The sequence below is a fragment of the Pseudomonas sp. BRM28 genome (genome assembly GCF_002939405.1).
Lineage (GTDB): Bacteria > Pseudomonadota > Gammaproteobacteria > Pseudomonadales > Pseudomonadaceae > Aquipseudomonas > Aquipseudomonas palmensis.
Map to the genome: position 1 here is coordinate 5346252 of NZ_PEFV01000001.1, position 25164 is coordinate 5371415.

General features: G+C 67.3%; 23 protein-coding genes. 12 read left to right on the forward strand and 11 right to left on the reverse strand.

Translation table 11 applies throughout. From position 1 onward, the window contains the following. Window positions 1-27: 27 nt before the first annotated feature. A complete protein-coding gene (locus tag CR917_RS24600; RefSeq protein ID WP_238596423.1) occupies window positions 28-1155 on the reverse strand; it encodes a GlxA family transcriptional regulator in 1128 nt (375 codons plus the stop codon). A gap of 46 nt (window positions 1156-1201) precedes the next feature. Between CR917_RS24600 and CR917_RS24605 the strand changes: the two genes are divergently transcribed. From CR917_RS24605 to CR917_RS24615, 3 genes are all read left to right on the forward strand, one after another. Continuing rightward, window positions 1202-2191, forward strand: a complete 990-nt coding sequence (locus CR917_RS24605; protein ID WP_104573108.1) for an ABC transporter substrate-binding protein — start codon at window positions 1202-1204, stop codon at window positions 2189-2191. Between the two features lie 66 nt (window positions 2192-2257). Then, entirely contained in the window at window positions 2258-3376 is a 1119-nt protein-coding gene (locus tag CR917_RS24610) for an aryl-sulfate sulfotransferase (protein WP_043860506.1), read from the forward strand. 81 nt (window positions 3377-3457) lie between these two features. After that, window positions 3458-5746: a TonB-dependent receptor gene (locus tag CR917_RS24615; protein WP_104573109.1), complete on the forward strand. Its 2289-nt coding sequence runs from the start codon at window positions 3458-3460 to the stop codon at window positions 5744-5746. 10 nt (window positions 5747-5756) lie between these two features. Here CR917_RS24615 and CR917_RS24620 read toward each other — a convergent pair whose 3' ends face one another. Next, entirely contained in the window at window positions 5757-7088 is a 1332-nt protein-coding gene (locus CR917_RS24620) for a PLP-dependent aminotransferase family protein (RefSeq protein WP_054915346.1), read from the reverse strand. Between the two features lie 105 nt (window positions 7089-7193). On the opposite strand from CR917_RS24620, the gene CR917_RS24625 reads away from it, so the two are divergent. After that, window positions 7194-8084, forward strand: a complete 891-nt coding sequence (locus tag CR917_RS24625) for a DMT family transporter (protein WP_054915345.1) — start codon at window positions 7194-7196, stop codon at window positions 8082-8084. A gap of 279 nt (window positions 8085-8363) precedes the next feature. Here the strand turns inward: CR917_RS24625 and CR917_RS24630 are convergent, their stop codons facing one another. From CR917_RS24630 to CR917_RS24640, 3 genes are read right to left on the reverse strand one after another with little or no spacing between them, the layout of a single operon-like run. Then, window positions 8364-9566 (reverse strand): MFS transporter, encoded by a 1203-nt coding sequence (locus tag CR917_RS24630; RefSeq protein ID WP_058540697.1) that lies wholly within the window; start codon window positions 9564-9566, stop codon window positions 8364-8366. Further along, window positions 9544-10167: a glutathione S-transferase family protein gene (locus CR917_RS24635; protein WP_043860541.1), complete on the reverse strand. Its 624-nt coding sequence runs from the start codon at window positions 10165-10167 to the stop codon at window positions 9544-9546. The genes CR917_RS24630 and CR917_RS24635 overlap by 23 nt, the downstream gene beginning before the upstream one ends. A gap of 37 nt (window positions 10168-10204) precedes the next feature. Next, window positions 10205-11263 carry an NAD(P)-dependent alcohol dehydrogenase gene (locus tag CR917_RS24640; protein ID WP_058540721.1) on the reverse strand — a complete coding sequence of 353 codons (1059 nt, stop codon included), beginning with the start codon at window positions 11261-11263 and terminating at the stop codon, window positions 10205-10207. A 156-nt stretch (window positions 11264-11419) separates the two neighbouring features. Here CR917_RS24640 and CR917_RS24645 point away from each other — a divergent pair, with 156 nt between their 5' ends. Further along, window positions 11420-11737 carry a DUF2388 domain-containing protein gene (locus CR917_RS24645; protein ID WP_043860539.1) on the forward strand — a complete coding sequence of 106 codons (318 nt, stop codon included), beginning with the start codon at window positions 11420-11422 and terminating at the stop codon, window positions 11735-11737. Between the two features lie 107 nt (window positions 11738-11844). Here CR917_RS24645 and aceE read toward each other — a convergent pair whose 3' ends face one another. Continuing rightward, the gene (gene aceE, locus CR917_RS24650) at window positions 11845-14517 is read right to left on the reverse strand and encodes a pyruvate dehydrogenase (acetyl-transferring), homodimeric type (protein ID WP_104573110.1); all 2673 of its coding nucleotides are present in this window, start codon (window positions 14515-14517) and stop codon (window positions 11845-11847) included. A 131-nt stretch (window positions 14518-14648) separates the two neighbouring features. On the opposite strand from aceE, the gene CR917_RS24655 reads away from it, so the two are divergent. Next, a complete protein-coding gene (locus CR917_RS24655; protein WP_088515354.1) occupies window positions 14649-15095 on the forward strand; it encodes a MarR family winged helix-turn-helix transcriptional regulator in 447 nt (148 codons plus the stop codon). Here the strand turns inward: CR917_RS24655 and CR917_RS24660 are convergent. Both CR917_RS24660 and mrdA read right to left on the reverse strand, forming a co-directional pair. Next, window positions 15084-16154 (reverse strand): pyruvate dehydrogenase, encoded by a 1071-nt coding sequence (locus CR917_RS24660; protein ID WP_256582875.1) that lies wholly within the window; start codon window positions 16152-16154, stop codon window positions 15084-15086. The genes CR917_RS24655 and CR917_RS24660 overlap by 12 nt on opposite strands. Window positions 16155-16255: 101 nt before the next feature. After that, window positions 16256-18148 carry a penicillin-binding protein 2 gene (gene mrdA / locus CR917_RS24665; RefSeq protein ID WP_058540702.1) on the reverse strand — a complete coding sequence of 631 codons (1893 nt, stop codon included), beginning with the start codon at window positions 18146-18148 and terminating at the stop codon, window positions 16256-16258. Window positions 18149-18428: 280 nt separating this feature from the next. Between mrdA and CR917_RS24670 the strand changes: the two genes are divergently transcribed. The 4 genes from CR917_RS24670 to CR917_RS24685 all read left to right on the forward strand — a co-directional run bounded on the left by CR917_RS24670 (window position 18429) and on the right by CR917_RS24685 (window position 22191). After that, window positions 18429-19649, forward strand: coding sequence for a putative DNA modification/repair radical SAM protein (locus CR917_RS24670; protein WP_054915341.1), 1221 nt, complete (start codon window positions 18429-18431; stop codon window positions 19647-19649). Continuing rightward, on the forward strand, window positions 19646-20491 hold the full coding sequence (locus tag CR917_RS24675) for a TIGR03915 family putative DNA repair protein (RefSeq protein ID WP_054915340.1): 846 nt from the start codon (window positions 19646-19648) through the stop codon (window positions 20489-20491). Before CR917_RS24670 ends, CR917_RS24675 begins: the two co-directional genes overlap by 4 nt. 178 nt (window positions 20492-20669) lie before the next feature. After that, on the forward strand, window positions 20670-21200 hold the full coding sequence (locus CR917_RS24680) for a glyoxalase superfamily protein (RefSeq protein ID WP_088515352.1): 531 nt from the start codon (window positions 20670-20672) through the stop codon (window positions 21198-21200). A 97-nt stretch (window positions 21201-21297) separates the two neighbouring features. After that, window positions 21298-22191 (forward strand): sterol desaturase family protein, encoded by an 894-nt coding sequence (locus CR917_RS24685; protein ID WP_088515351.1) that lies wholly within the window; start codon window positions 21298-21300, stop codon window positions 22189-22191. On the opposite strand, the gene CR917_RS24690 is transcribed toward CR917_RS24685, so the two are convergent. Together CR917_RS24690 and CR917_RS24695 are read right to left on the reverse strand one after the other, a co-directional pair. After that, entirely contained in the window at window positions 22174-22797 is a 624-nt protein-coding gene (locus CR917_RS24690; protein ID WP_236066322.1) for an AraC family transcriptional regulator, read from the reverse strand. The genes CR917_RS24685 and CR917_RS24690 overlap by 18 nt on opposite strands. 99 nt (window positions 22798-22896) lie before the next feature. Continuing rightward, window positions 22897-23349, reverse strand: a complete 453-nt coding sequence (locus tag CR917_RS24695) for an Lrp/AsnC family transcriptional regulator (RefSeq protein ID WP_043860530.1) — start codon at window positions 23347-23349, stop codon at window positions 22897-22899. A gap of 148 nt (window positions 23350-23497) precedes the next feature. Between CR917_RS24695 and CR917_RS24700 the strand changes: the two genes are divergently transcribed. Together CR917_RS24700 and CR917_RS24705 are read left to right on the forward strand one after the other, a co-directional pair. After that, complete coding sequence (locus CR917_RS24700) at window positions 23498-24115, forward strand: LysE family translocator (protein WP_043860545.1); 618 nt, start codon at window positions 23498-23500, stop codon at window positions 24113-24115. Window positions 24116-24151: 36 nt separating this feature from the next. Next, on the forward strand, window positions 24152-24634 hold the full coding sequence (locus tag CR917_RS24705; protein WP_054915335.1) for a MaoC family dehydratase: 483 nt from the start codon (window positions 24152-24154) through the stop codon (window positions 24632-24634). 21 nt (window positions 24635-24655) lie between these two features. On the opposite strand, the gene CR917_RS24710 is transcribed toward CR917_RS24705, so the two are convergent. Then, window positions 24656-25153 (reverse strand): hypothetical protein, encoded by a 498-nt coding sequence (locus CR917_RS24710; protein WP_043860528.1) that lies wholly within the window; start codon window positions 25151-25153, stop codon window positions 24656-24658. Window positions 25154-25164: the final 11 nt, after the last annotated feature.

The window sequence follows — 25164 nt, forward strand, 5'->3', positions numbered from 1 at the left end:
GATCACTCCGTTCTCGACAATCCGAATCTACTGCGCCAGATGCTCCAGCGCGATGCCCGGCCGCTCCACATGGCGGTAGCCGGTCTGGCCGGCCACCGGCACGGGCACGCCCGGTTGCGGGGCCCTGGCCTGGGTACGATAACCCAGCGGGCTGGTGCCCAGCTCTTTCTGAAACACCCGGCGCATGCGTTCTTCGCGGCCGAAGCCGACGGTTTCGGCAATGCGCTTGATCGGCTCGCGGGTGGTCTCCAGCAGGCGGCACGCCGCTTCAAGGCGCAATGTTTCCACCGCCTGGGCCGGCGTGTCACCCGTGGCCGCCACATAGGCCCGGGCAAAATGCCGCGGGCTCATGCCGAACTGCTCGGCCAGGCGCTCCACCCGCAGGTCGCCATCCAGGTTGGCGGCGATCCAGGCATGCAGCCGGGCCAGGCGCACATCCGGTGCGGTGCGCAGCGCGTTGGACTGTGCCTGCAACGAGGCACTGAGTTGCGGTTGCCCGGCCGAGCGCCACAGAAACACCGTGAAGTAGCGTGCCAGCGCCAGGGCCGCGTGGGGGCCGAGGTCCTGCTCCACCAGTGCCAGCGCCAGGTCGATGCCCGCCGTGGCGCCGCCGCAGGTCCACAGGTTGGCGTCGTTCAGGTACAGCGCGTCGGGCTGGCACTGCACGCTGGGGTAGCGCGCCTGCAACTCGTCATTGAACTTCCAGTGGGTCACCACCCGACGGCCATCGAGCAGGCCCGCAGCCGCCAGCGCGAAGGTGCCGGTGCCCACCGAGCACAGCCGGCGAATCTGCCCATGGCGCCGGCGCAGCCAGTCGCACGCGCGCGGGTCTGCTTCCAGTGCGGCCACCCCAGGGCCGCCGGCCACGATCAGGGTGTCGATGTCGCGCAGCTCCAGGTCCAGCTGCGCCAGTGAACGGGTCATCACCTCGATGCCCGACACCGTGCTGATCAGGCCGCCCTCGGGCGAGGCCAGTACCAGGCGATAGGGCGGGTGCTGTGCGAACGCGCCGGCCAGCAGGCGCGGCACGGCGCCGAACACTTCCAGCGGGCCGGCCGCATTGAGCAGCAACGCATCGTCGAAACCCAGCACCACCACCGTGCGGGGCGCGGGTGGCGTGGCAGCAAAGGAGGGGTGTTTGGCATGGAGTTGCACGGGGGGCCTCGACATACTGGGTTCAACACGAAACAAGGGGACGACAATGCCGTTATTCGCTGCTGCTGCCAAGCACCTGCACGCCCGCCGCACCACCTTGCGCGCCGTGGCGCTGTGCGCCGGCATGGTGCTGGCCCAGGCCGTCAGCGCCGCACCTGCCGCGCTGCGGGTCGGCGACCAGAGCGGGCTGGTACAAACCCTGCTGCAGGCCGCCGGGGAGGCTGAGCCCCTGACCTTGCCCCTGAGCTGGCACCCGTTCCCGGCCGGCCCGGCCTTGCTCGAGGCGCTGAGTGCCGGGGCGGTGGATGTGGGGGTGGTGGGCAATGCGCCGCCGGTGTTTGCCCAGGCCGGTGGTTTCGACATCAGTATCATCGGCGTGGCCGACGGCGCTCAGAACAACAATGCGCTGCTGCTGCCACAAGGCTCGACGGTGCAACAGGTGGCCGACCTCAAGGGCCGGCGCGTGGCGGTGGCCAAGGGCTCCAGCGGCCACTACCTGCTGCTGGCCGCGCTGCGCCAGGCCGGGCTGAGCCCTCGCGAGGTGAAGATCGCCTATGCCAGCCCCATCGATGCGCAAAACGCCTTTGCCAGTGGCCACCTGGACGCCTGGGCGGTGTGGTACCCCTTTGTCGGGCAGGCCACCGCCCACGGCGCCCGGGTGCTGGTGGACGGCTCGGCCTGGCCCGAGACCGGCCTTAACTTCACGGTCGCCAGCGGCCAGGCCCTGGCCGACCCGCAGCGTGCTCGACAGCTGGGCGAGCTGATGGTGCGCCTGGCCAGGGCGCAGGCCTGGGCCACCGCCCACCCGGATGCCTGGGCCCAGGCGCTGGCAGGCAGCACGCGCCTGCCCCTTGAGCTGGTGCGCGAGATGCTGGCGCACCAGCACCTGCGCTATGTGCCCATCGACCCTTCGATCATCGCCTTGCAGCAACGCCTGGCCGATGCCTTCGCCGCCGAGCGCCTGATCCCAAAACCGCTGCAGGTTGAACAGGTATTCGATAGCCGTTTCAACAGTTTGCTGCCACAACCTGACTAAACACTTCAACTCGACCTGCCATGCCGACCTGCCGTCGGCAGGGCACCACTCACCCGGAGAAACGTCATGACTGCCCTGCACACCCCGACCCTCAAACGCCACAGGACCGGCCTGGTTGCCGTGGACCACGCCCGCAGCGCCGGGGGTTACACCCTGTTCGCACCGCAGACCGCCGACGGCAACGTGTTCCTGATCGACCTGGACGGCGAAGTGGTACACCGCTGGAAGCTGCCCCAGCGCCCCGGTCGCGACGCCGTGATACTGCCCAACGGCAACCTGGGCTACAACGGCAACCACCCCGACTCCCCCGAGCTGTTCCCCGGCTGGTCGGTATGGCACGGCGGCGCCTTCAGTGAAGTCACCGCGCAAGGCGAGGTGGTGTGGCAGCACACCGACCTGCTGCACCACCACGATGCCCAGTGGCTGGACAACGGCCACCTGTTGTACACCACGGTCGAGCCCCTGAGCCCCGAGCTGGCCAGCCGCGTGGTGGGCGGTATTCCCGGCAGCGAGGCGGCGGGCGGGGTGATCTATGCCGATGTGGTCAAGGAGGTGGATCGCCAGGGCCAGGTGGTGTGGGAGTGGCGCAGCTGGGAGCACCTGCGCCCCGAGGACTACCCGCTGCACGACACCTTCGAGCGCTACCACTGGCCCATGACCAACGCGGTGACCCCGGGTCGCGATGGCAAGGTGATCCTCAGCCTGCGCAGCGTGTCGTCGGTGATCGCCGTGCAGCGCGGCAGCGGCGAGGTGCTGTGGCGTCTGGGCCACGATCTGGTGGCGCAGCAGCATTGCCCGAGCGAGCTGGAGAACGGCCGCATCCTGGTATTCGACAACGGTATTTCGCGGCCACACGTGTCGATGCCGCACTCGCGCATCCTGGAGATCGACCCGCTGACCCGGCGCATCGAATGGCAGTACGCCGATACCCCCGGCTATGCCTTCTTCACCCCGTTCATGGGCGGTGCGCAGCGCCTGCACAACGGCAACACGCTGATCACCGAGGCCAACTTCGGCCGCCTGTTCGAAGTGACGCCGGCCGGCGAGGTGGTGTGGGAGTACATCAACCCGCATTTTGCCGCCTACCCCGATGCGGCCTCGCGCCGCTACCTGCCGGGCGAGAACAACGCGATCTTCCGCGCGCACCGTTACCAGCGCGACGACATTCCCTGGCTGAAAGCCTGAACACAGCGCACCAGCACCCACCCTCACGCTCACGCACACCACGCGCAGCGAGGTACCGCCATACCCCCAAAGGAATCGATGATGAAGCTGCCTTATCCACGCCCCCTGTGCCTGGCCGCACTGGGCCTGCTGTCACTGCCTGCGTCAGCCACTGAGCCGGCCCCCACCGACGCCCCGACCCTTGCCCCGGTGACGGTCGAGGCGCGCCGGCGCAGCGAAGAGGCGCAGCACGTGCCCACCCCCATGAGCGTGCTGGGCGCCCAGGCCCTGGAGGCCCAGCGGCTGTATCGCCTGCAGGACCTGCAACAGGCCATGCCCAGCGTCAACGTGGCGTTCATGAACCCGCGCCAGTCGAGCCTGTCGATTCGCGGGCTGGGCAACAACCCGGCCAGTGACGGCCTGGAAGGCAGCGCCGGGATCTACCTCGACAACGTCTACCTGGGCCGCCCCGGCATGGCCGTGTTCGACCTGCTGGACATCGAGCAGATCGCCTTGCTGCGCGGCCCGCAAGGCACCCTGTTCGGCAAGAACACCACGGCCGGGGTGCTCAACATCGCCACCCGCCAGCCCACCTTCACCCCGCAGGGCAACGTTTCGACGTCGCTGGGCGAGGACGGCTACCGGCAGGTGCAGGGCGGTGTGTCGGGGCCGTTGACCGACACGCTGGCCGGGCGGGTGGCGGCCTACCGCACCGACGAGAACGGCTACGTGGAGAACCGGTTCGACGGCGACACCCTGGGCGGCGGCCGACGCCAGGGCTTTCGCGGGCAGTTGCTGTTCAAGCCGCAGGAAGACTTCAGCCTGCGCTGGATCGGCGACTACAACGAGGAGCACTCCAGCGCCGGCACGCGCTCGCTGTTCAGCACCGGGCCGACCATCAACGGGGTCAACCGCTATGAGCAGCGGGCCCAGGCGGTGGGCGCGACGCTGGTCGACGGGCGCAGGGTCAACCTCGATGCCGACCAGCGTGTCACGGTGTTCCAGGGCGGCACCTCGCTGGAGGCGAACTGGGGGCTGGCCGATGGCTTCACGCTGACGTCGATCAGCGCCTACCGCTGGTGGGACTTCACCCCGCGCAACGACGACGAACTGAACGTGGACGTGATGCACAACGTCGGTCAGTCGGCCCGCGACAAGCAGTATTCGCAAGAGCTGCGCCTGGCCTCGCCGCTGGGTGAGCGGTTCGATTACGTGGTGGGCGGCTATTACTTCGGCCAGCAGATGCAGAACCGCGTGTTCACCGAATATGGGCCGCTGGCCGACACCTGGAACGGCACCCCGCAGGGCGCATTGAACGATGTGAACAGCGTGGGCCACGGCAGCATCGACACCGACAGCTTCGCCACCTTTGCCCAGGGCACCTGGCACCTGACCCCGCGCCTGGACCTGAGCCTGGGCCTGCGCGGTACCTACGAGCGCAAGCAGGCCAGGGTGACGCGCGATGCCCCGGTGGGTGGCGCGAGCGTGACGGGTGCAGCGGCAGCGGTAAGGCAGGGGCGTGTCGGCGCCTATGATTCGGGCGACCTCAGCCTCTACAGCTTCAGCCCGTCTGCGCTGGCCAGCCTGGCCTGGCGGGTGAACGACCAGGTGTTGGCGTATGGCTCGTTGTCCCATGGGGAGAAGTCCGGCGGGGTCAACCTCAGCGTGGCCAGCGCCCCGGTGGCCGGCGCCGACTCGCTGCTGATCGGCAGCGAACGGGCCAACGACGCCGAACTGGGCATCAAGACCACGCTGCTGGATCAGCGCCTGCAACTCAATGCCAACCTGTTCTGGACGATTGTGCACGGCTACCAGACCAACGCCTACGACGACGCCAAACTCACCAGCTACCTGACCAACGCCGGCAGCGTGCGCAGCCGTGGCCTTGAGCTGGACAGTACCTGGCGGGTGAGCCGTGGCCTGACCCTGAGCCTGAACGGCTCTTGGAACGATGTGCGCTACCTGTCCTACGACAACGCCCCATGCCCGGCGGAGGTGGCCTTGCGCCCCGGCGCCCCGGCCGCCTGCGACCTCAGCGGGCATAACGTGGTGGGCGCGGCCAAATGGATTGCCAACACCAGCGCCAGCTACCAGTGGGACCTGGACAACGGCCTGCAACCCTACGTGAACGGCAACTACGCCTGGCGCTCGCAGGCGGTGGGCACGGTGGACGATTCGCGCCTGGCGCAGTTGCCGGGGTATGCGCTGGTCAACCTGTCGGCGGGGGTGCGCGGCGACTGGGGCCAGGGCCAGTGGGACGTGTCGCTGTGGCTGAAGAACGCCTTCGACAAGACCTACTACACCACCCTGTGGAACTCGCCCAACGGCGCCTACACTGGGGTGCTGGGTACGCCGCGCACCCTGGGCATGAGTGCACGCTACGACTTCTGAGGCGTGGGCTTCAGGAGTACGCCTGCACCACCCAGCGTACCTTCGCCAGCGCCGCGCGCAGCGTGTCCAGGTCCACCGAGCCCAGCGCCAGCCTGAGTGCACGCGGCACGTGACTGGTGGTGGCGAACGGCTGTGCGGTGGACACCGCCACCTGTTCGCGCATCAGGGCGGCGGCGATCTGTTCGGCGCGGGCGTCATCGGCCAGCGGTAGCCACAGAAAATACGAAGTGGGGTGGGTGACGCAAGGCATGCCCGCCAGTACTTCGCGGGCGATGGCCTGCCTGGCCTGGGCATCGGCGCGCTTCTCGGCTTCCAGGCGCTCCACCGTGCCGTCCTCGATCCAGGCGCAGGCAATGGCGGTCATCACCCCGGGGGTATTCCAGGTGGTGGCGCGAATGGAGCGCTCCAGCGCGGCAACCTGGTGCGGCGGCGCGGCAATGAAGCCCACGCGCAGGCCGGTGGCGATGTTCTTCGACAGGCCTGACACGTACAGCGTGCGCTCCGGTGCCAGCTGGGCCAGGGGCGGCGGCGCGTCGTCGGCCAGGAAGGCGTAGGCGGCGTCCTCGATCAGGTGCAGGTTGTGGGTGCGGGCAATCGACACCAGTTGTTCGCGCTGCTCCAGGCTCATCACCCAGCCCAGCGGGTTGTGCAGCGTGGGCATGCTGTACACCGCGCGTACCGGGCGGCTGCGGCACAGCCGCTGCAGGGCGCCGAGGTCCGGCCCGTGGGGCGTGACCGGAATCGGCAGCATCTCGAGGCGCAACGCCTCGGCCAGCACCTTGAACCCGGAGTAGGTGAGGGCGTCGACCGCGATCACGTCGCCGGGCTGCAGCAGGGCCATCAGCACCACGGCCAACCCGTGCTGGGCGCCGCTGACGATCAGTACCTGCTCTGGATTCACCTCTAGCCCGCAACCGAGCAGGTGCCGGGCGATGCAGGCGCGTTCATGGGCGCGCCCGGCATGGGGCTGGTAGCGCAGCAGCGCCTCCAGGTCGCCGCTCAGTGCCAGCTGGCGCAAGCCGCTGCGCAGCAGGTCGGCCTGGCCGGGCAATGCCGGGTAGTTGAAGTTCAGGTCGGCCATGCCGGCGGCCACCACCTGCTGGTCGACGCCCAGGTCGGGCGGCAGCGAGGTTTCGCGCACGAAGGTGCCGCGCCCGGTCTCGCCGCTCACCAGGCCCATCTGCTCGAGTTCGGCATATACCCGTGACGCGGTGACCAGGGCCAGGCCATGGGTCGCGGCCAGGTGACGGTGGGTGGGCAGGCGGGTGCCAGGGGCGAGCCTGCCGTCACGAATGTCTGCGGCAAAGGTATCGACCAGGGCCTTGTAGCGCGAGCGAGGCATGTGCAGATGTATCCATGACGATTTTTTGATTGTGCTGATCGTCGGCCCTAGCATGGTTTTTGGCAAGCGTGCCCTTACCCCTGCAACCTGTCGAGCGTGACTTCAATGGAACAGACTCTCAAACCTCGTACCCTGGACGACGCCACCCGTGGCTGGATCAACGGCCTGATCGGCGTGGTGATTTTCAGCGGCTCCTTGCCGGCCACGCGCCTGGCGGTGCTGGAATTCGACCCGGTGTTCCTCACCGTGGCGCGTGCCGCCATTGCCGGTGTACTGGCGCTGGCCTTGCTGATGCTGCTCAGGCAACCGCGCCCGACCCGGGCTCAGGTAATGCCCTTGATCGTGGTGTCGCTTGGGGTGGTGGTGGGGTTTCCGCTGCTGACCGCGCTGGCCTTGCAGTACGTGACCTCGGCGCATTCGATCGTGTTCATCGGCATGCTGCCGCTGGCCACCGCGGTGTTTGGCGTGCTGCGCGGGGGCGAGCGCCCGCGCCCGGTGTTCTGGCTGTTTTCGGTGCTGGGGTGCTTGATGGTGGTGGGCTTTGCCTTGTCGCAGGGCTTGGCGGCGTCGCCCCAGGGTGACCTGCTGATGCTGCTGGCGGTGGTGGTGTGCGGCCTGGGTTATGCCGAGGGGGCGCGGTTGTCGCGGGCGCTGGGCGGTTGGCAGGTGATCTGCTGGGCGCTGCTGGTGTCGTTGCCGGTGATGCTGGTGCTGACCTGGTACCTGGCGCCGTCGACGTTTGCGGGTATCAGCCTGCCGGCGTGGGTGAGCCTGGGGTATGTGTCGCTGTTCAGCATGCTGATCGGCTTCGTGTTCTGGTACCGCGGCCTGGCCCAGGGCGGGATTGCGGCAGTGGGGCAGTTGCAGCTGCTGCAGCCGTTCTTTGGCCTGGCCTTGGCGGCGGGGTTGCTGGGCGAGCAGGTCAGCCCGGGTATGCTGGGGGTGACGGTGGGGGTGATCCTGTGTGTGGCGGGGGCGAGGCGGTGGGCGCGGTAGACGGTTGCGCCCAGCCTGGGCTTTTGAGCCGAACTCATCTGATCCGCTTTTTGCCTCGCTAGCTGCATCTGTTTCCAGATCAGAAGGGGGCAGACAATGTGGCCTTCGACAGCCGCACCCCCTCAGTTAGGAGCTCCCATGGGCAAGATGGCAATTTTTGTATTCGGCTTTCTGGTATTGGCCTTCGCAATCGGAGCACTGGGTACCATCTCCCCCCTGTAACCCCCGCCACACCCCGCACAGAACCAGGAAGGCGCCGAGACTCCCGCGCCTTCTTTTCTATTCTGTCACCAAGCCCTTGTTCACCCGCCACGCCAGCGGCAGCGTGAGCAGCAGCGTGGCCGCCAGCACCACCACAGCCGTGGGCACCCCGGTAACGTCCCCCAGCCGCCCGAACACCACCGGTGCCAGCGCGCCGCCACCGATGGTGCCGGTGTAGAACAGCGCGAAGGCCTGCTCGTGCTTGCCGGCAGCCGCCAGCTCCGGCACCACGCCATACAGCACCGACGAGGTGCCGTTCAGCGCCAGGCCCAGCAACGGCAGCATCACCAGCGTGGCCGAATACGGCAGCACCACCGCCAGCACGATCAACAGTGCAGTCCCCGCTTCGGTGAGCGAGACGGTTTTCAGCAGGCCGATGCGAGCGCCCAGGTAGCCGCACAGCAGCTTGCCGAAGGCCCCGCCCACGAACAGCAGCGTCAGCGCCAGGCCGATACCGGCGGTGCCGGCGCCCTTGAGCCTGAGCAGAAACGGCAGGAAGGTCAGAAACCCCATGCGCACCGCGCTGTCGAGCATGCCCAGCATCAGCAGGGCACGCAGGCCGCCCGGCGAGCCGTTTCCGGTGGCCAGCTTCGGCGCCTTGCCGCCCGCCGCCAGGGCCTGGGCCCGGGAGGGGATCAGCCACCACAGCAACACCGCCGCAGCCACCCCCAGCACGCCCAGCAGCGTTGCACCGGTACGCCAGCTGACGGCCACCAGCAGCACGCCCATCAGGCCCGGAATGACCGCCTTGCCGATATCGCCCGCGAAGTTGTAGTGCGACAGCGCCTGCTTGACCCCGCCGCCCGCCGCGTGGCTGTCGGTGATCATCGAGGAGGCCAGCGGGTGCTGGGTACTGGCGCCCAGCCCGCCCAGCATCAGCGCCACCAGCAGCACACCCAGGCCCGTGGCCTGGCCGGCGACCAGGTAGGCCACGCCGGCCAGCAGCGTGCCGCCCACCAGCAGGCGCTCGCGGCCAAAGCGCCGGGCCGCGCGGCTGGCCAGCAGCTGAAAGCCGGCCATCATCCCGGAATAGGCCCCGCGCAACAGGCCCACCTGGGCCAGGCTGAGGCCGAACTGCGCCTGCCACAGCGGCAGCAGCACGTAGATCACGTCGGTGAGCCCGTCGTGCACCGCGTGGGCGCTGCAGCCGGCCAGCAGCGAGCGGCGGCGCACCGAGGTTTCGGTGGTGACGGTGGCGTTACGGGGTACCGTTTCTTCCATGGATGACAAACCCTTCGCGTTCGGTCAGACGCTCGTAGTATGCCCGAACCGCTGCAAAATCCGGATGCTCCAGCGGGGTTTCGAACCAGCGATTGACCGACAGGCCGATGGCGATGTCCGCCAGTGAAAAGTCCTGGCCACTGACGTAGGCGCCGGTCGATTCGAGCTGGCGGTCGAGGATCTGCAGGTTGGTGGTCCACTGCCTGCATGCCGCCGCCAGTGCCTCGGGGTCCTGATGGTCGGGGGAATGGCGCACCAGCGACAGGAAGGGGTAGGTCCAGGACTTGTTGAGGTCGGTGGCCTGCCAGTCCATCCACTGGTCCACCCGTGCGCGCACCCGGGGCTCGGCGGGGTAGAGGTGCTGCCCGTGGTACTGGTTGGCCAGGTAGCGCAGGATGCTGTTGGACTCCCACAGCACGAAGTCGCCGTCCTTGATCACCGGCACCATGGCGTTGGGGTTGAGGGCCAGGAACTGCGGGCTGAAGGTGGACCTGAAGCCCGAGCCCCAGTCCTCGCGCTCGAAGGCGATACCCAGCTCGGTGCAGGCCCATAGCACCTTGCGTACATTGATGGAGGAAGCTTTGCCGAGTATCTGCAGCATGGGAGGCCCTTGTGGTTCGGTAGGGGAGTGAGGCGCGTCAGGCGCCGGTGGTGTCGTCGAGCGAAGCCATGTCGATCACGAAGCGGTAGCGCACATCGGAGCGCTGCATGCGTTCGAACGCCTCGTTGATCTGGTCCATGCGGATCATTTCACACTCCGGCAGAATGTTCTTCTTCGCGCAGAAGTCGAGCATCTCCTGGGTTTGCGCAATCCCGCCAATCGGCGAGCCGGCCAGGCGCCGCCGGCCGAGGATGAACGGCACGGTCAGTTGTTCGTCGATCGGCCCCACCTGGCCGACGATCACCAGGGTGCCGTCCACGTCCAGCAGCGACATGTAGGGCGACACGTCATGGCGCACCGGCACCGTGTCGATGATCAGGTCGAAGCTGGAGCGCGCGGCGGCCATGGCCTTGGCGTCGGACGATACCAGCAGCTTGTCGGCGCCCAGCGCCCGCGCATCATCGAGTTTGTCGGGGGTGCGGCTGAGCACCGTGACGTCGGCACCCAGGCCCGCCGCCAGCTTCACGGCCATGTGCCCCAGCCCGCCCAGGCCGATGACCGCGACGCGGCTGCCGGGCCCGGCATTCCAGGTGCGCAGCGGCGAATAGGTGGTGATGCCGGCGCACAGCAGCGGCGCGGCCTTGGCCAGGTCCAGGCCGTCGGGCACGCGCAGCACGAACTCCTCGCGCACTACAAGGTGCTTGGAATAGCCGCCGTAGGTGGGTTCGCGGGTGATGCGGTCCAGGCTGTTGTAGGTTTGCGTGTTGTTCTCGCGGCACAGCTGTTCCTCGCCCTTGCGGCACTGGTCGCACTGCTGGCAGGAGTCGACCATGCAGCCCACCGCCACGGCGTCACCGACCTTGTAGCGGGTGACCTGGCTGCCCACCTCGGTCACGCGCCCGACGATCTCGTGGCCGGGCACGATCGGGTAGCGGCTGAAACCCCAGTCGTCGCGGGCCTGGTGCAGGTCGGAGTGGCATACGCCGCAGTACAGGATCTGCATCGCCACGTCGTTGGGGCGCAGGGCGCGGCGTTCGAACTTGAAGGGTGCCAGCGGTGCTTCGCGGTGCTGCGCTGCATAGCCAATGGTGTACATGTTCACCTCTCGTCACGCTCGGGAATGGGGACCAGGGTTTCAATATAGCCAGCATGGCGGGCTTCGGTGGGCGGGTAGGGATATTGGCGGGAACTCTTGGCCTGGGGGGCCTATCCTAATGAATGTAGGTTCCCCCCCCATCACGGAGGCATCGTCATGCGCCGTTTACTGCTGGTTTCTTCCCTTGTGCTCTGCCTGCCTTTGGGCACGGCCCTGGCCCGTGTGGATGGTCGCGATGTCGCCACCTCCGCCGGGGTTTCCGCCTCGTTGTACTCGACCTTCAAGGACGACAAGTTGGTGATTCCGGCGCGCGATGATGCTTCGACGTTCATCGCCAGCGGCGGCGAAATTCGCGGTGTGTACCTGGAGTCGATGCTGCAGCGTATCCGTCAGCAGAACCCTGGGTTGCAGGCCAGTGACGAAGACCTGGCCAAGGCGATACTGACCCAGGATGAGCTGGGGGCGGGGCAGTAAGGCGCCGCAGGCAAGGTGAGCCCATCGCGGGTCAAGCCCGCTCCCACAGGGATCTTCATGGTCTTTGTGGGAGCGGGCTTGACCCGCGATGGGTACGCCGCGATCTATCAGACTGAAGCCGGATCAACCTTGCCAGGGTCGATGCCCAGCGCTTCGATCGCGCCGGCCACCACCTCGCGCTCGATCACCCCGTCCGCCGCCAGCGCATTCAGCGCCGCCAGCACGATGAACTGGCGGTCCACCTCGAAATGCCGGCGCAGCGCCTCGCGTGTGTCCGACTGGCCGAAGCCGTCGGTGCCCAAGGCCACGAAACGCCTTCCGCTCACCCACGGCCGGATCTGGTCGGCATGGATCTTCATGTAGTCCGTGGCCACCACCACCGGCCCCGCATGCCCCTGCAGCAGCGTTTCGATGTATGGCGTCTTCGGCGCCTGCAGCGGGTGCAGCAGGTTCCAGCGCTCCACCGCCTGCGCCTCGCGCCGCACCTCGGTCAGGCTGGTGGCGCTCCACACCTCGCTGCTGACGCCGAAATCACGCTGCAGAATCTCCGCCGCCGCCAGCACCTCGTTCAGTATCGAGCCGCTGCCCATCAACTGCACATGCCGCTCGCCCTGCGGCGGTTTTTCCACCGGCAGGCGGTACAGCCCCTTGAGAATGCCTTGCTCTGCGCCTTCGGGCATGGCGGGGTGGGCGTAGTTCTCGTTGAGCACGGTGATGTAGTAGTACACGTCCTCCTGCTCGGCATACATGCGGCGCATGCCGTCCTGGATGATTACCGCCAGCTCGTAGGCATAGGTGGGGTCGTAGGAGACGCAGCACGGCACGGTGGCCGACATCACGTGGCTGTGCCCGTCGTCATGCTGCAAGCCTTCGCCCATCAACGTGGTGCGCCCGCTGGTGGCGCCCAGCAGAAACCCCCGTGCGCGCGCATCGCCCGCCGCCCACAGCAGGTCGCCCACTCGCTGGAAGCCGAACATCGAATAGAAGATGTAGAACGGCAGGGTCATCACGCCATGGTTGGCGTAGGCGGTGCTGGCGGCAATCCACGACGAGGTGGCGCCGGACTCGTTGAGCCCTTCCTGCATGATCTGGCCGTCGGTGCTCTCCTTGTAGTAGCTGAGCGTGCCGGCATCCTGCGGCGTGTACAGCTGGCCCACATGGGAGTGGATGCCGATCTGGCGGAACAGCCCCTCCATGCCGAAGGTGCGTGATTCGTCGGGCACGATCGGTACGACGAGGCGGCCGACCTGCGGGTCCTTGAGCAGGGTGCCGAGAATGCGCACGAACGCCATGGTGGTGGAGATGGCACGGTCACCGGTGCCCTTGAGCTGGCTGTCGAAGGCCTCCAGGGCCGGCACCTGCAACGGCTCGACCCTGGCCTGGCGCGCCGGCACATGCCCGCCCAGGCGATCACGGGCCACCTGCAGGTAGCGCGCATCGGCGCTGTCGGGGGCGGGCTTGAGGTAGGGGATCTCGCCGAGGCGCTCATCACTCAGGTCCAGGCCGAAGCGGTCGCGGAAGGCCTTGACCGCCTCGTCGCCCATCTTCTTCAACTGGTGGTTGATGTTCTGGCCTTCGCCGGCTTCGCCCATGCCGAAGCCCTTGACGGTCTTGGCCAGGATCACCGTTGGCCGCCCCGTGTGACGCACGGCCGCCGCGTAGGCGTTGTACACCTTGACCGGGTCGTGCCCGCCGCGAGCCAGCTTCCAGATGTCGTCATCGCTCAGGTCGCTGACCATCGCCAGCAGTTCCGGGTACTTGCCGAAGAAGTGCTCGCGCACGTAGGCGCCGTTCTGCGACTTGTAGGTCTGATACTCGCCGTCCACGCACTCCATCATGCGCTGGCGCAGGATGCCGCTGCTGTCCCTGGCAAGCAGCGCATCCCAGCCGCTGCCCCACACCACCTTGATCACGTTCCAGCCGGCAGCACGGTACAGGCTCTCGAATTCCTGGATCACCTTGGCGTTGCCACGTACCGGGCCGTCCAGGCGCTGCAGGTTGCAGTTGACCACGAAGATCAGGTTGTCGAGTTTTTCGCGCCCGGCCAGCGAGATGGCCGCCAGCGACTCGGGCTGATCCATTTCGCCGTCACCGAGAAACGCCCACACCTTGCGGCCCTGGCGTGGGGTGAGGTCGCGGTCTTCGAGGTAGCGCATGAAGCGCGCCTGGTAGGCCGCGGTGATCGGCCCCAGGCCCATGGACACGGTGGGAAACTGCCAGAACTCGGGCATCAGCCGCGGGTGCGGGTAGGACGACACGCCATCGCGGTCGGTCTCGCGGCGAAAGTTGTCCAGCTGCGCCTCGCTCAGGCGCCCTTCGAGGTAGGCCCGGCCATAGATACCCGGCGCCGAGTGGCCCTGGATGTACACCATGTCGCCGGCAAACTGCGCGGTGCGCCCGCGAAAGAAATGGTCGAAGCCCACGTCATACAGCACCGCCGCCGAGGCGTAGGTGGCGATATGCCCGCCCACCCCCGAATGCTTGCCGGCGCGCAGCACCATGGCCAGTGCGTTCCAGCGGATATAGGCATTCAGGCGCTGCTCGGTGGCCAGGTCGCCGGGGTAGGGCAGTTCGCGCTCGGGGCCGATGGTGTTGACGTAGGGGGTGTTGACGCGGCCACGAAAGTCGCCGTGCAGCGACACGTCCAGGTCCAGCATCTGGTCGATCAGGAAGTGCGCACGCGAGCGCCCCTCCACCTCGACAACGGTGGCCAGGGACTCAAGCCATTCCTGGGTCTGCTCGGGATCTGGGTCGTTCAACAGAGGGGGCTGCTGTTGCATCGGTAATCCTCCTGCGGGGTTGTGGCGGGCAGTGCCGGCAGGTCTGCCGGGTAGTAGTTGCATTTGCAATTGATTCTAGGCATGCGCCCCGTATGATTGCAAATGCAATAACTTTGACCCGAGGAACCCTCATGGCTGCACCCACCGCTGACCTCTGGTTCAGCTTCATTCGCGCCCACCGCAACCTGATTCGCGAAATCGAACGTCGCCTGGCCGACCAGGGCCTGCCCGTGTACGCCTGGTATGACGCGCTGTGGGGCATCGAGAGCGGCCCCGATGGCTGCCGGCGCATGCACGAGCTGGCCGATGTGATGGCCATCGAGCGTTACAACCTGACCCGCCTGGTCGACCGCCTGGAGGCCGAAGGGCATGTGGTGCGCAAGAAGGTCGCGGGCGACGGGCGCGGCGCCCTGGCGTGCATCACCGACAGCGGCAAGGCGCTGCGCAAGCGCATGTGGGCGGTGTACAAGCAGGCAGTGGACGAGCTGTTTCTGAGCCAGTTCACGCCCGAGCAACAGTCGCTGTTCGCCCAGGCGCTGGAACAGTCGAGCTTCAAGGCCCGGGCGTCATTCGCCTAGGCCCAGCCGGGCCTGTGCGGCGGGTAGCGCCTGGGTGTCGAACAGGCCCTGGCCGGCCAGTGCCTGCAACGCGCTGAAGGCTATCCAGCGCCGATCCAGGCAGTTGCCCGGCGCCAGGCTGTCGGCGCCCAGTGCGGTGAAGGGCGCCGTGACATGCGGGGCAAGCTGGTCGGCGATGTGCTGGGCATAGCCGGTCACGGCGATCACCGGCGTGCTGGCCGACATCAGGCAGTACTGCAGGTAGCTCTTGCGTGGCGCGGCCTCGGGGTGCAGGCGGTTCCAGCGAGCGGCATCGTCGCTGTCACGGGCCAGGCGCGTGTAGCTGGGGCAACTCCACAACTGGCTGGCGATGCCCCAGTGCGTGTCGAGCAGCATCGCGGCGGCGCGCACCTCCCGGAGCATGGCGCCGGCACCCAGCAGGCGTACCTGGGGGCGGGCAGCGCTGGTGGGCTGCAACGGGTACATGCCCAGGAATGCATCGCTGCAATCGTCGTGTGCCGGTTCATCGGCTGCCGGCGGCTGGTCGTGCAGGGTCATGTAGTAGAAGCCGTGGCGCCCCTGTACGTACAGCTCGTCCAGCGCCGCCAGCAGGATGGCCTGGGCCTCGGCAGCGCTGGCGGGGTCGTACGGGCGGCACTGGGCGTTGGCCGACAGCCACAACGGCAGCCACGGGTGCGCGCCCTTGGGCCAGCGCGAGGCGGCCGATTCCAGGTCGTTGAACACGATGCCGCGGTGGCCGATCTGCTCGGCCAGCATCGACACGCGGGCCGAGCTCGGCGATTGGGTGAGGTAGATCAGCGGGCGTTCGCGGCTGGGCGCCTGCTGGCGAAACCAGATGCCCCAGGGGCTGACCACCTCGCTCGCGCTGTCGGCGCGATCATTGATCACCCACAGGTTGCCCGCCACGGCCGGGTCGTGCTCGATGCGGTGCACGGTCTGCAAAATCTGCAACAGCGGCGAGTGCGACGCTGCGCCGGTCGACGGCAGGCCGGCCTCGATGCTGCGAATGCAGGCGTGGGCGGCCAGTCGGGCAGGGGGGATGGCAGGCAGTGAATCCACGGGGCAGCTCCATGATCGGTCCTTGGCAGAAGCGCAAGGGATACTGCAATCTGATTGCAAATGCAATCAGATGCTGTCGACACGATCAGGGCGCTGCGCTTTCAGGTATGGGGCACCGCGGCGGCGGCTGCGTTGCCGGCGTACTGGGGCTTGAGGTGGCCTTGTTCGTCCAGCAGGTAGGCGTCCATGATTTCCCGGACCACCGGCCCGGCCACGCGCCCACCGGCCTCGCCGTTCTCGATCATCACCGCGATGGCGATGCTCGGGTGGTCGGCGGGGGCAAAGCCCACGAACAACGCGTTGTCGCGGTGGCGCTCCAGGGTCTTGTCGCGGTTGTAGCGTTCCCCCTGCTTGATCGCCACCACCTGCGCGGTGCCGCTCTTGCCGGCGATGCGGTACTGCGCCCCGGCAGCGGCGGCGCGGGCGATGCCGCGCGGGGCGTGCATGACCATCTGCATGCCCTGGTTGACCTGGTCCCAGGCGTGGCGGTCATGCAGCACGATGTCGGGCATGGGGTTGGGGTCTACCGGCGGCTCGTCGCCGATGCTCATGGCCAGGTGCGGGCGGTGCCACACGCCCTTGCTGGCCAGCAGGCTGGTGGCCTGCGCCAGTTGCAGCGGGGTGACCTGCATGTAGCCCTGGCCGATGCCCAGGATCAGGGTTTCGCCGGGGTACCAGGCCTGGCGCCGGTTGGCGCGCTTCCAGGCGGGTGAGGGCATCAGGCCGGGTGACTCTTCGAACATGTCCAGCGAGACCTTCTGGCCCAGGCCGAATTCGCTCATGTAGTCGTGCAGGCGCTCGACCCCCAGCTTGTGCGCCAGGTCGTAGAAGTAGGTGTCGTTGGAACGCATGATGGCGCTGTACATGTCCACCCAGCCGTCGCCGCTGCGGTTCCAGTTGCGGTACTTGTGGTCGTAGTTGGGCAGCTCGTAGTAGCCGGGGTCGAACACCCGGCTGGCCGGGGTGATCACGCCGCTGTCGAGGCCGGCGATGGCCACCTCGGGCTTGATCGTCGAGCCCGGGGCGTACAGGCCGCGCAGCACGCGGTTGAACAGTGGCCGGTCGATGGAATCGCGCAGCTCGGCGTACTGCCTGAAGCTGATGCCCTTGACGAACAGGTTGGGATCGAAGCTGGGGTTGCTGACCATCGCCAGCACCTCGCCGGTGGCCGGGTCCAGCGCCACCACCGAACCACGGCGATCGCCCAGGGCCTTTTCGGCGGCCAGCTGCAGGTGCGCGTCCAGGCTCAGGGTGATGTTCTTGCCGGGCACCGGATCGTGGTGGCGCAGCACGCGCATGATGCGGCCCTGGGCGTTGGTCTCGACCTCTTCGTAGCCCACCTGGCCGTGCAGCTGGGCCTCGTAGAAGTGCTCGATGCCGGTCTTGCCGATGGACTGGGTGCCACGGTACTCGGTGGCATCGAGGGTCTTGGCTTCTTTCTCGTTGATGCGCCCCACGTAGCCCACCGAGTGGGCAAAGTGCGCGCCCATGGGGTATTCACGAATGAACTGCGGCTCCACGTCCAGCCCCGGCAGACGGAACTGGTTGACCGCGATCAGGGCGATCTGCTCTTCGCTCAGGCCGAACATCAGCGTCACCGGCTCGAACGGCTTGCGGCCACGGCGCAGGTCCTTCTCGAAGCCCTGGCGGTCCTCCTCGCCCAGGCCCAGGATCTGCACCAGGCTGTCGAGCACCCTGGGCGTGTCGCCAGCACGCTCGCGGGTCATGGTGAGGTTGAAGCTGGGCTTGTTGTCAGCCAGCACCTCGCCGTTGCGGTCGTAGATCAGCCCGCGCTCGGGGGCGATGGGCAGCACGTGCACGCGGTTGTTCTGCGACACGGCGGCATGGTAGTCGTGCTGCACCACCTGCAGCACGTACAGCCGCCCCACCAGCACCGCCACCAGCACCAGTACCAGCAGCGCACACGCGATCAGCCTGCGGTTGACCAGGTGCGTTTCTTTCTCGTGGTCCTTGAGGGGGATAGGCTGGGGCATGTGCAGGCTCTTGCGGAAAACGGATACACCACCGGCCTGGGAGCAGGCAGTGAACGGGCGCGATGGCGTGAATGAACGGCGATCCTACGCAAGCTGCTGCGGTGCCTCAAGGCCGGTTGTCCGCAGGCGGGCGAGGGTGCGCCGAGGTTCCCCGGTTAGCGGGGCGCAGCGTTCATGAAGATTTTTTCATGAAGGCCGCGGCGGCCCGGTCGACAGGCTGCGCTTGCATGCGTGGCGATCTGCGAATACTGTATGGATAATCAGTATCGAGGTGAACCCCATGCAGCTCATCGCCAAGCTCGGCATCCTGGCCGATGCCGCCAAGTACGACGCCTCGTGCGCCAGCAGCGGCGCCCCCAAGCGCAGCTCGCGCGGTCGCGACGGCCTGGGCGCCACCGATGGCATGGGCATCTGCCACAGCTACACCCCCGACGGGCGCTGCGTGTCGCTGCTCAAGGTGCTGCTGACCAACTTCTGCCTGTACGACTGCCAGTACTGCGTCAACCGCCGCTCCAGCAACGTGCCGCGGGCACGCTTCACGCCTGAGGAGGTGGTGCGCCTGACCCTGGATTTCTACCGGCGCAACTGCATCAGCGGGCTGTTCCTCAGCTCGGGCATCATCCGCTCCGCCGACTACACCATGGAACAGTTGATTCGCGTGGCGCAGCTGCTGCGCGAAGAGCACAACTTTCGCGGCTACATCCACCTCAAGACCATCCCCGACGCCGACCCGCTGCTGATCGAGCAGGCCGGGCGGCTGGCCGACCGCCTCAGCGTGAACATCGAGCTGCCCACCGAAGCCAGCCTGCAGCGCCTGGCGCCGGAGAAGCAGGTGCGTACCATTCGCCAGGCCATGGGCACCATCCACCACGGCCAGCAGGCGGTGGCCGGTGAAGTCAACGCACCGCGCTTCACCCCTGCCGGGCAGAGTACCCAGATGATCGTGGGCGCCGATGCCACCGACGACCACACCATCCTGGGCAATGCCGAATCGCTGTACCAGGGCTATGGCCTGCGGCGTGTGTACTACTCGGCGTTCAGCCCGATCCCCGACAGCCCCACCAGCGTACCCCTGGCCGCGCCGCCGCTGCTGCGCGAGCACCGCCTGTACCAGGCGGACTTTCTCATGCGCGGCTATGGCTACAAGGCCGGCGAACTGCTGGGCGGCGCGGGCAACCTGGCGCTGGACATCGACCCCAAGCTGGCCTGGGCCCTGGCCAACCGCGAGGTGTTTCCGCTGGATGTGAACCGCGCCGAGCCGGCGCTGCTGGCGCGCATTCCCGGCATCGGGCTGCGCAGCGTGCAACGCCTGGTGGCGCTGCGCCGTGAACGGCGCATTCGCTATGACGACCTGATCCAGCTGCGCTGCGTGCTGGACAAGGCGCGCCCGTTCATCGTCACCAGCGACTATCGCCCGCCCCAGTCGGAAACCCGCAGCGGCCTGCTGCGCGAACGCCTGCGCGAGCCGCAGGCACCGGTGCAGATGGGGTTGTGGGGATGATCGCGCTGGACTGCGACGAGCACTTCGACACCTGGCGCGACCAGGCCCGCGTGCTGCTGGGCCACGGCATCGACCCCACCGAGGTGGTGTGGGCCCATGGCCCGGTGCACGATCTGCTGGCGGTGCCGGCGGTGTTGCCGCAGGGCCCCGGGCCGTTTCGCACACGGGTGCCGGCCGCCTTGCTGGATCAACTTGAGCAGGCCGCCCGCTACCGTGGCGAGCAGCGCTGGAACCTGCTGTATGAAGTGCTGTGGCGCGTGGCCCATGGCGACCGCACCGCCATGCTGGCGGGCGACCGGCTGGGCAGCGAGCTGCAGCGGCGCATCAAGCAGGTCAGCCGCGAGGCCCATCACCTGCATGCCTTCGTGCGCTTCGTGCCATTGCCGGCGGCACTGGCCGAGCAACTGCAACTGGACCTGGTGGCCTTCCATGAACCGGCCCACGACATTCTGCAAAGCGCCAGCGGCCACTTTGCCGACCGGCTGGGCCGCCAGCGCTGGCTGATCGCCACGCCACGCGATGGCATCCGTTTCGATGGCAGCACCCTGGACTACCGACGGCACTGCCCCGAGCAATGGCGCCAGTGGGCCTGCCACGCCGACGACCCTGGCGCCGAGCTGTGGCGCACCTACTACCGGCACACCTTCAACCCGGCACGGGTCAACCCCGATGCCATGCGCCAGCACATGCCGGGGCGCTTCTGGCGTCATTTGCCCGAAGGCCCGCTGATCGCGCGGCTGGTGGGCCAGGCGCGCCAGGGCAAGCAGCGCGACGGCCAGGCGCAGGAGGTGGGGCAGCAGGGCGGCAAGCGCATCGGGCGCGGGGATTCGCCAACGCGCTGAGGGCCGCCTTTCCATATGCCACCCTGGCTGTGTATGATCGGCGCGGGCCGATGCTGCCCGCCGCTCGCTCCCGTTGGGAAAGGTGAAAGCATTGCAGTTACCCCTGACGCGATCATTCTCTTGAACGTCGAGGCCTGGCAACGCGAGCCCCACACTGCCTCGGCACCAGGAGCACATGATGATCTCGATCGAACAGGCCAAACAGATGGCCAAGCGTCTGCGTACCGCCCTGCAGGCGCAGAGCCCGCCGCTGACCCACTCCGGTGCGCTGGAGCTGGTGGCGCAGCAGTTGGGCTACAAGGACTGGAACACCGCCTCGGCCCTGCTTGCCCCCGCCATCCCTGCAAGCGAAGTGAGCTTCGACAAGCCTATCCCCATCCTGCGCATGTTCGACGAAGCCAAGGCGCGCGAGTTCTACCTCGACTTCCTGGGCTTCAGCCTGGAGTTCGAGCACCGCTTCGAAGCCGACCTACCGCTGTACCTGGGCATCGTACGCAATGGGCTGCAACTGCACCTGTCCGAGCACCACGGCGACGCGAGCCCTGGCTCGACGGTGTTCATCCCCATGCACAACATCGAGCAATTGCGCGACGAGCTGCTTGCCAAGCGCTACGGCTATGGCCGCCCGGACATCGTCGAGCAGGGCTGGGGCAAGGTGCTTGAGGTGTACGACCCGTTCGGCAATCGCATTCGCTTCTGCCAGGGCTGACCGGCCTTTCCCCCCGGCTGAAGATGCGCCGTTTGTTCAAGCGGAGCAGGCTGCGGCTACACGAAACTCCAGGCTCTGACCTGCCTGGAGTTTCACGATGCGAACCCTGTACGCCCCTGTATTTTTCCTTGGATTCATCGGCTCGGCCGTGTGGCTGCTGGACGAGGGCGCAAGCCTTGGCTGGTTGCCGGTTCTGCTGTTGCTGGCGATTGGCGTGTCGCTGCTGTGCGAGCGGCTGTGGCCCTATCGCGAGCGTTGGAATGTAAGCCAGGGCGATGGCACCCGGGACGTGATTCACGCGGGGGTGAACGAGGCGCTCAACGCGGCCGGCATTGCCGCTATCCCCCTGATTGCCCTGGTGCTGCCCGATACCGGCCTGTGGCCGAGTGACTGGCCGCTGGCGCTGCAGCTGTTGCTGGCGTTGCCGGTGGCAGACCTGGGCATCACCCTGGTGCATTACGCCAGCCACCGCCTGCCGTTGCTGTGGCGCCTGCACGCCGTGCATCACAGCGTGACCCGAATGTACGGCTTCAACGGGCTGATGAAGCACCCGCTGCACCAGATGCTCGAAGCGCTGGGCGGCACCTTGCCCTTGCTGCTGTGCGGGTTGCCGCTGGATGTGGCGGCCTTGCTGGCGTTCAGCATATCCATCCAGCTGCTGTTGCAGCACAGCAACGTCGACATGCGCATCGGCTGGCTGCGCCATGTGTTTGCCTGGGCGCCGGTGCACCGGCTGCATCACCTCAAGTACGGCACCACGGGGGATGTGAACTTCGCGCTGTTCTTCAGCGTTTGGGACCGCCTGCTGGGTACCGCCTTGCACCTGCCGCACTATCACCTGGCGGACGACGACCTGGGTATCGGCGACTTTCCGGACTACCCGGTGGGCTACGGCGCGCAGTTGCGCCAACCCTTTCGCCGCGACCAGCCCGAGCATCCACCTGCCGTACTGCCCGATGCTCTGAGCCGTGCGCTAGTCCAGCAGCCTTAGGCGCAGGTGGCGCAGGGTACGGTCGGCACGGATGCCGAACTGCTGGCGCACGCTGCGTGACAGGTGGGCCGAGTCGGCAAAGCCTGCGCAGGTGGCTGCCTCGGTCAGGCTGCTACCGCCCAGTGCCAGCTGCAAGGCCACGCGCAGGCGTTGCCACAACACCAGGCGGCGCACCGACAGCCCCAGTTGACCGCTGAACAGGCGCTCCAGCTGGCTGAGCGACAGCGCCGCCTCACTGGCCAGCTGCGCGGCGGGCAGGGTGTTTTCATCCAGTGCACGCACCCGTTGCAAGGCGGTGGCCAGGCGCGGATGCAAAGGGCGCCGGGGCAGGGCGCGCAAGCGTTGGTTCAGGCCCTCCAGGTCTGCGCCGGCGTCTTCGCAGAGCTGGCGCAGCACCGGCAGTTCGAAAGCCAATGGCTCGGCAAACAGCGTGATCGCCGGTTGCTCGCTGAGAATCGCATGCGGCTGGCCGGAGGCAATGAGCAGCAGCGGCCCGCACTCGACCTGGCCCTGGATCGACGCCTGCACCGGGGCAGCGCAGGCGATCAACACCTGGTGGGCATAGTGGGCGTGGGCCTGGGTTTGCCCGACCTGCCCGGCCACCAGGCAGTAGTCGGTGGCCAGCCACAGGTCGCCTTGCCAGGGTTCGTTGGGTGTGCGGTGGATAGTGGTGCTCCTGAGTGAGGGTGAAGGCGGGCGGCGAGGTTACAACGGCAAGGGCCGGTCCTGCACCACGCGCTTCATCACCAGGGTGGAGGTGAGCCGCTGCACGTTGGGCAGCGACGACAGGCTTTCATCATAGAGCCGCTGGAAGGCCGGCAGGTCCTGGGTGATCACGTGCAGCAGGTAGTCCGGCTCGCCGAACAGGCGCTGCGCATCCACCACCTGTGGCAACGCCACCAGCGCGTTCTCGAACGCCTCGACCGCCGTGCGATCGCCCTCGCGAAGGGTGACGAAGACCATGGCGGAAAAGGTCAGGCCCAGGGCAATGGGGTCCAGTTTCGCCCGATAGCCCAGCAGCACCCCCGATTCTTCCAGGGCACGCACCCGCCGGTGGCAGGGGGAGAGGCTCAACCCCACCCGCTCGGCCAGTTCGGTGATCGAAAGGCGCCCGTCTTTTTGCAGTTCGGCAAGAATGTTCCGGTCGATGCGGTCCATCTGGAAGGATCTTCCCCTATTGGCCTATGTCGCGATTATCTTCGAAAGAAAATTCTAGCAAGATTTCATTATTGTTCCCTGCACCAATTTGCTTGTGGAGCAGGACGATGCAGCCAACCGTGTACACATCCCTGACGTGGGTAGCGCCATGACCCTGAGTGTTTTCGTGGCGTTCTGGGCGGTGTCGATGTTGTTCATCATCACGCCGGGTGCGGACTGGGCCTATGCGATATCGGCCGGGCTGAAGGGGCGGGTGGTATTGCCCGCCGTGGCCGGGCTGTTGTCGGGGCATCTGATCGCGACACTGATCGTCGCCGCCGGGGTGGGCACGCTGGTGGCGGGGCATCCGTTTGCGCTGTCGGTGCTGACGGTGGCCGGGGCCGGGTACCTGCTATGGTTGGGGATCGGCATGCTGCGGCACCCGACTGTGCCCCAGGCGGACCAGGTGCAGGTAGCCGGTGCGTGGCAGCGCTGGGCGGTGAAGGGCCTGTGTGTGAGCGGCCTGAACCCCAAGGTGTTCCTGCTGTTTCTGGCATTGCTGCCACAGTTCACCGACGCCACGGCGCCGTGGCCGGTACCGCTGCAGATCGTGGCGCTGGGGCTGGTGCATGCGCTCAGCTGCGGGGTGATCTACCTGCTGGTGGGCTTTGGTTCGCAGGCCGTGCTGGGCGCGCGGCCTGCGGCGGCGCTGTGGGTCAGCCGGGTGTCGGGGGCGGCGATGGTCATCATCGCGCTGGTGCTGCTGGGCGGGCAGCTACCCAGGTAGGCAGAATGTACGCGGCAATCGAACAGGGGGAGTGCCATGAAGAGCTTGAGAGCACGGGCCGTACAGGGCCTGGAGGTGGGGGCGCAACTGAGCGTGACCCGGTGCTTCACCGATGAGGACATCCGCTGCTTTGCGCAGCTTTCGCGGGACTACAACCCCGTGCACTACGATGCCGCCTCGGCCGAACTGCGCAGGTTCAGGTCGATCATCTCCCATGGCCTGCTGACGGCCAGCCTGGTGACCGAGATCGGCGGGCAGATCGGCTGGCTGGCGACCAGCATGAGCTTCGAGTTCAAGCGGCCGGTGTATGCCGGCGATGCAATCACCTGCCACTGGCTGATCGTGGACAAGGACGAGCGCGGGCATGCGCGGGCGCAGTTGAGCATCGTCAACGCGCAGGGCGAAACCGTGCTGGAAGGCATGACCACCGGGGTATTGCCGAACGCAGCGGCGCGTGAACGCATGGCGCAGCTGTTGGCCGAGGGCGACCCCGGCAACCTGGCTGCGGCAGGTGCCTAGGGCGCCGGCACGCGGCAGGGTTCAATTGCGAAAGTACAGCTCGTCCAGCTGGCGCCGACGGATCGCCACGTACTGCTCCCACACCTTGGGGAACTCCGCTTCGCGGATGAACGGGAAGGTGAGGTACACGAATCGCCCCTTCACCTGAATGTACTGGCGTGCACGCTGGAAGGCCGGCTGCTCGGTCAATGCGATGCTCTCGTCGTAGCCGTCGTGGTAGTGACGAATATCCACCCGGTGCGGGGCAAGCATGCCGCGGGCAAAGTCGATCACCCAGCCGGTGCCCACCGAGGTGCTCAGGTAACCGTAGACGCCATCCTCCGACAGCTGCAGGCACGCCTTGGCCTGCGTGCCGTCGTCATCGTTCACCAGCACGATCTGGTCATTGAAGTACTGGATGGATTGCCCCTGCGGCCCGTGCAGCACCAGGTTCCAGCCTTCGGCATCCATGCGGAACTCGCCCTGGTTGGCAAACTCGGCGATCCATCCGTTTGACAGCTCGATTCTGTGGTTGGTCATGGGGGTGGGGG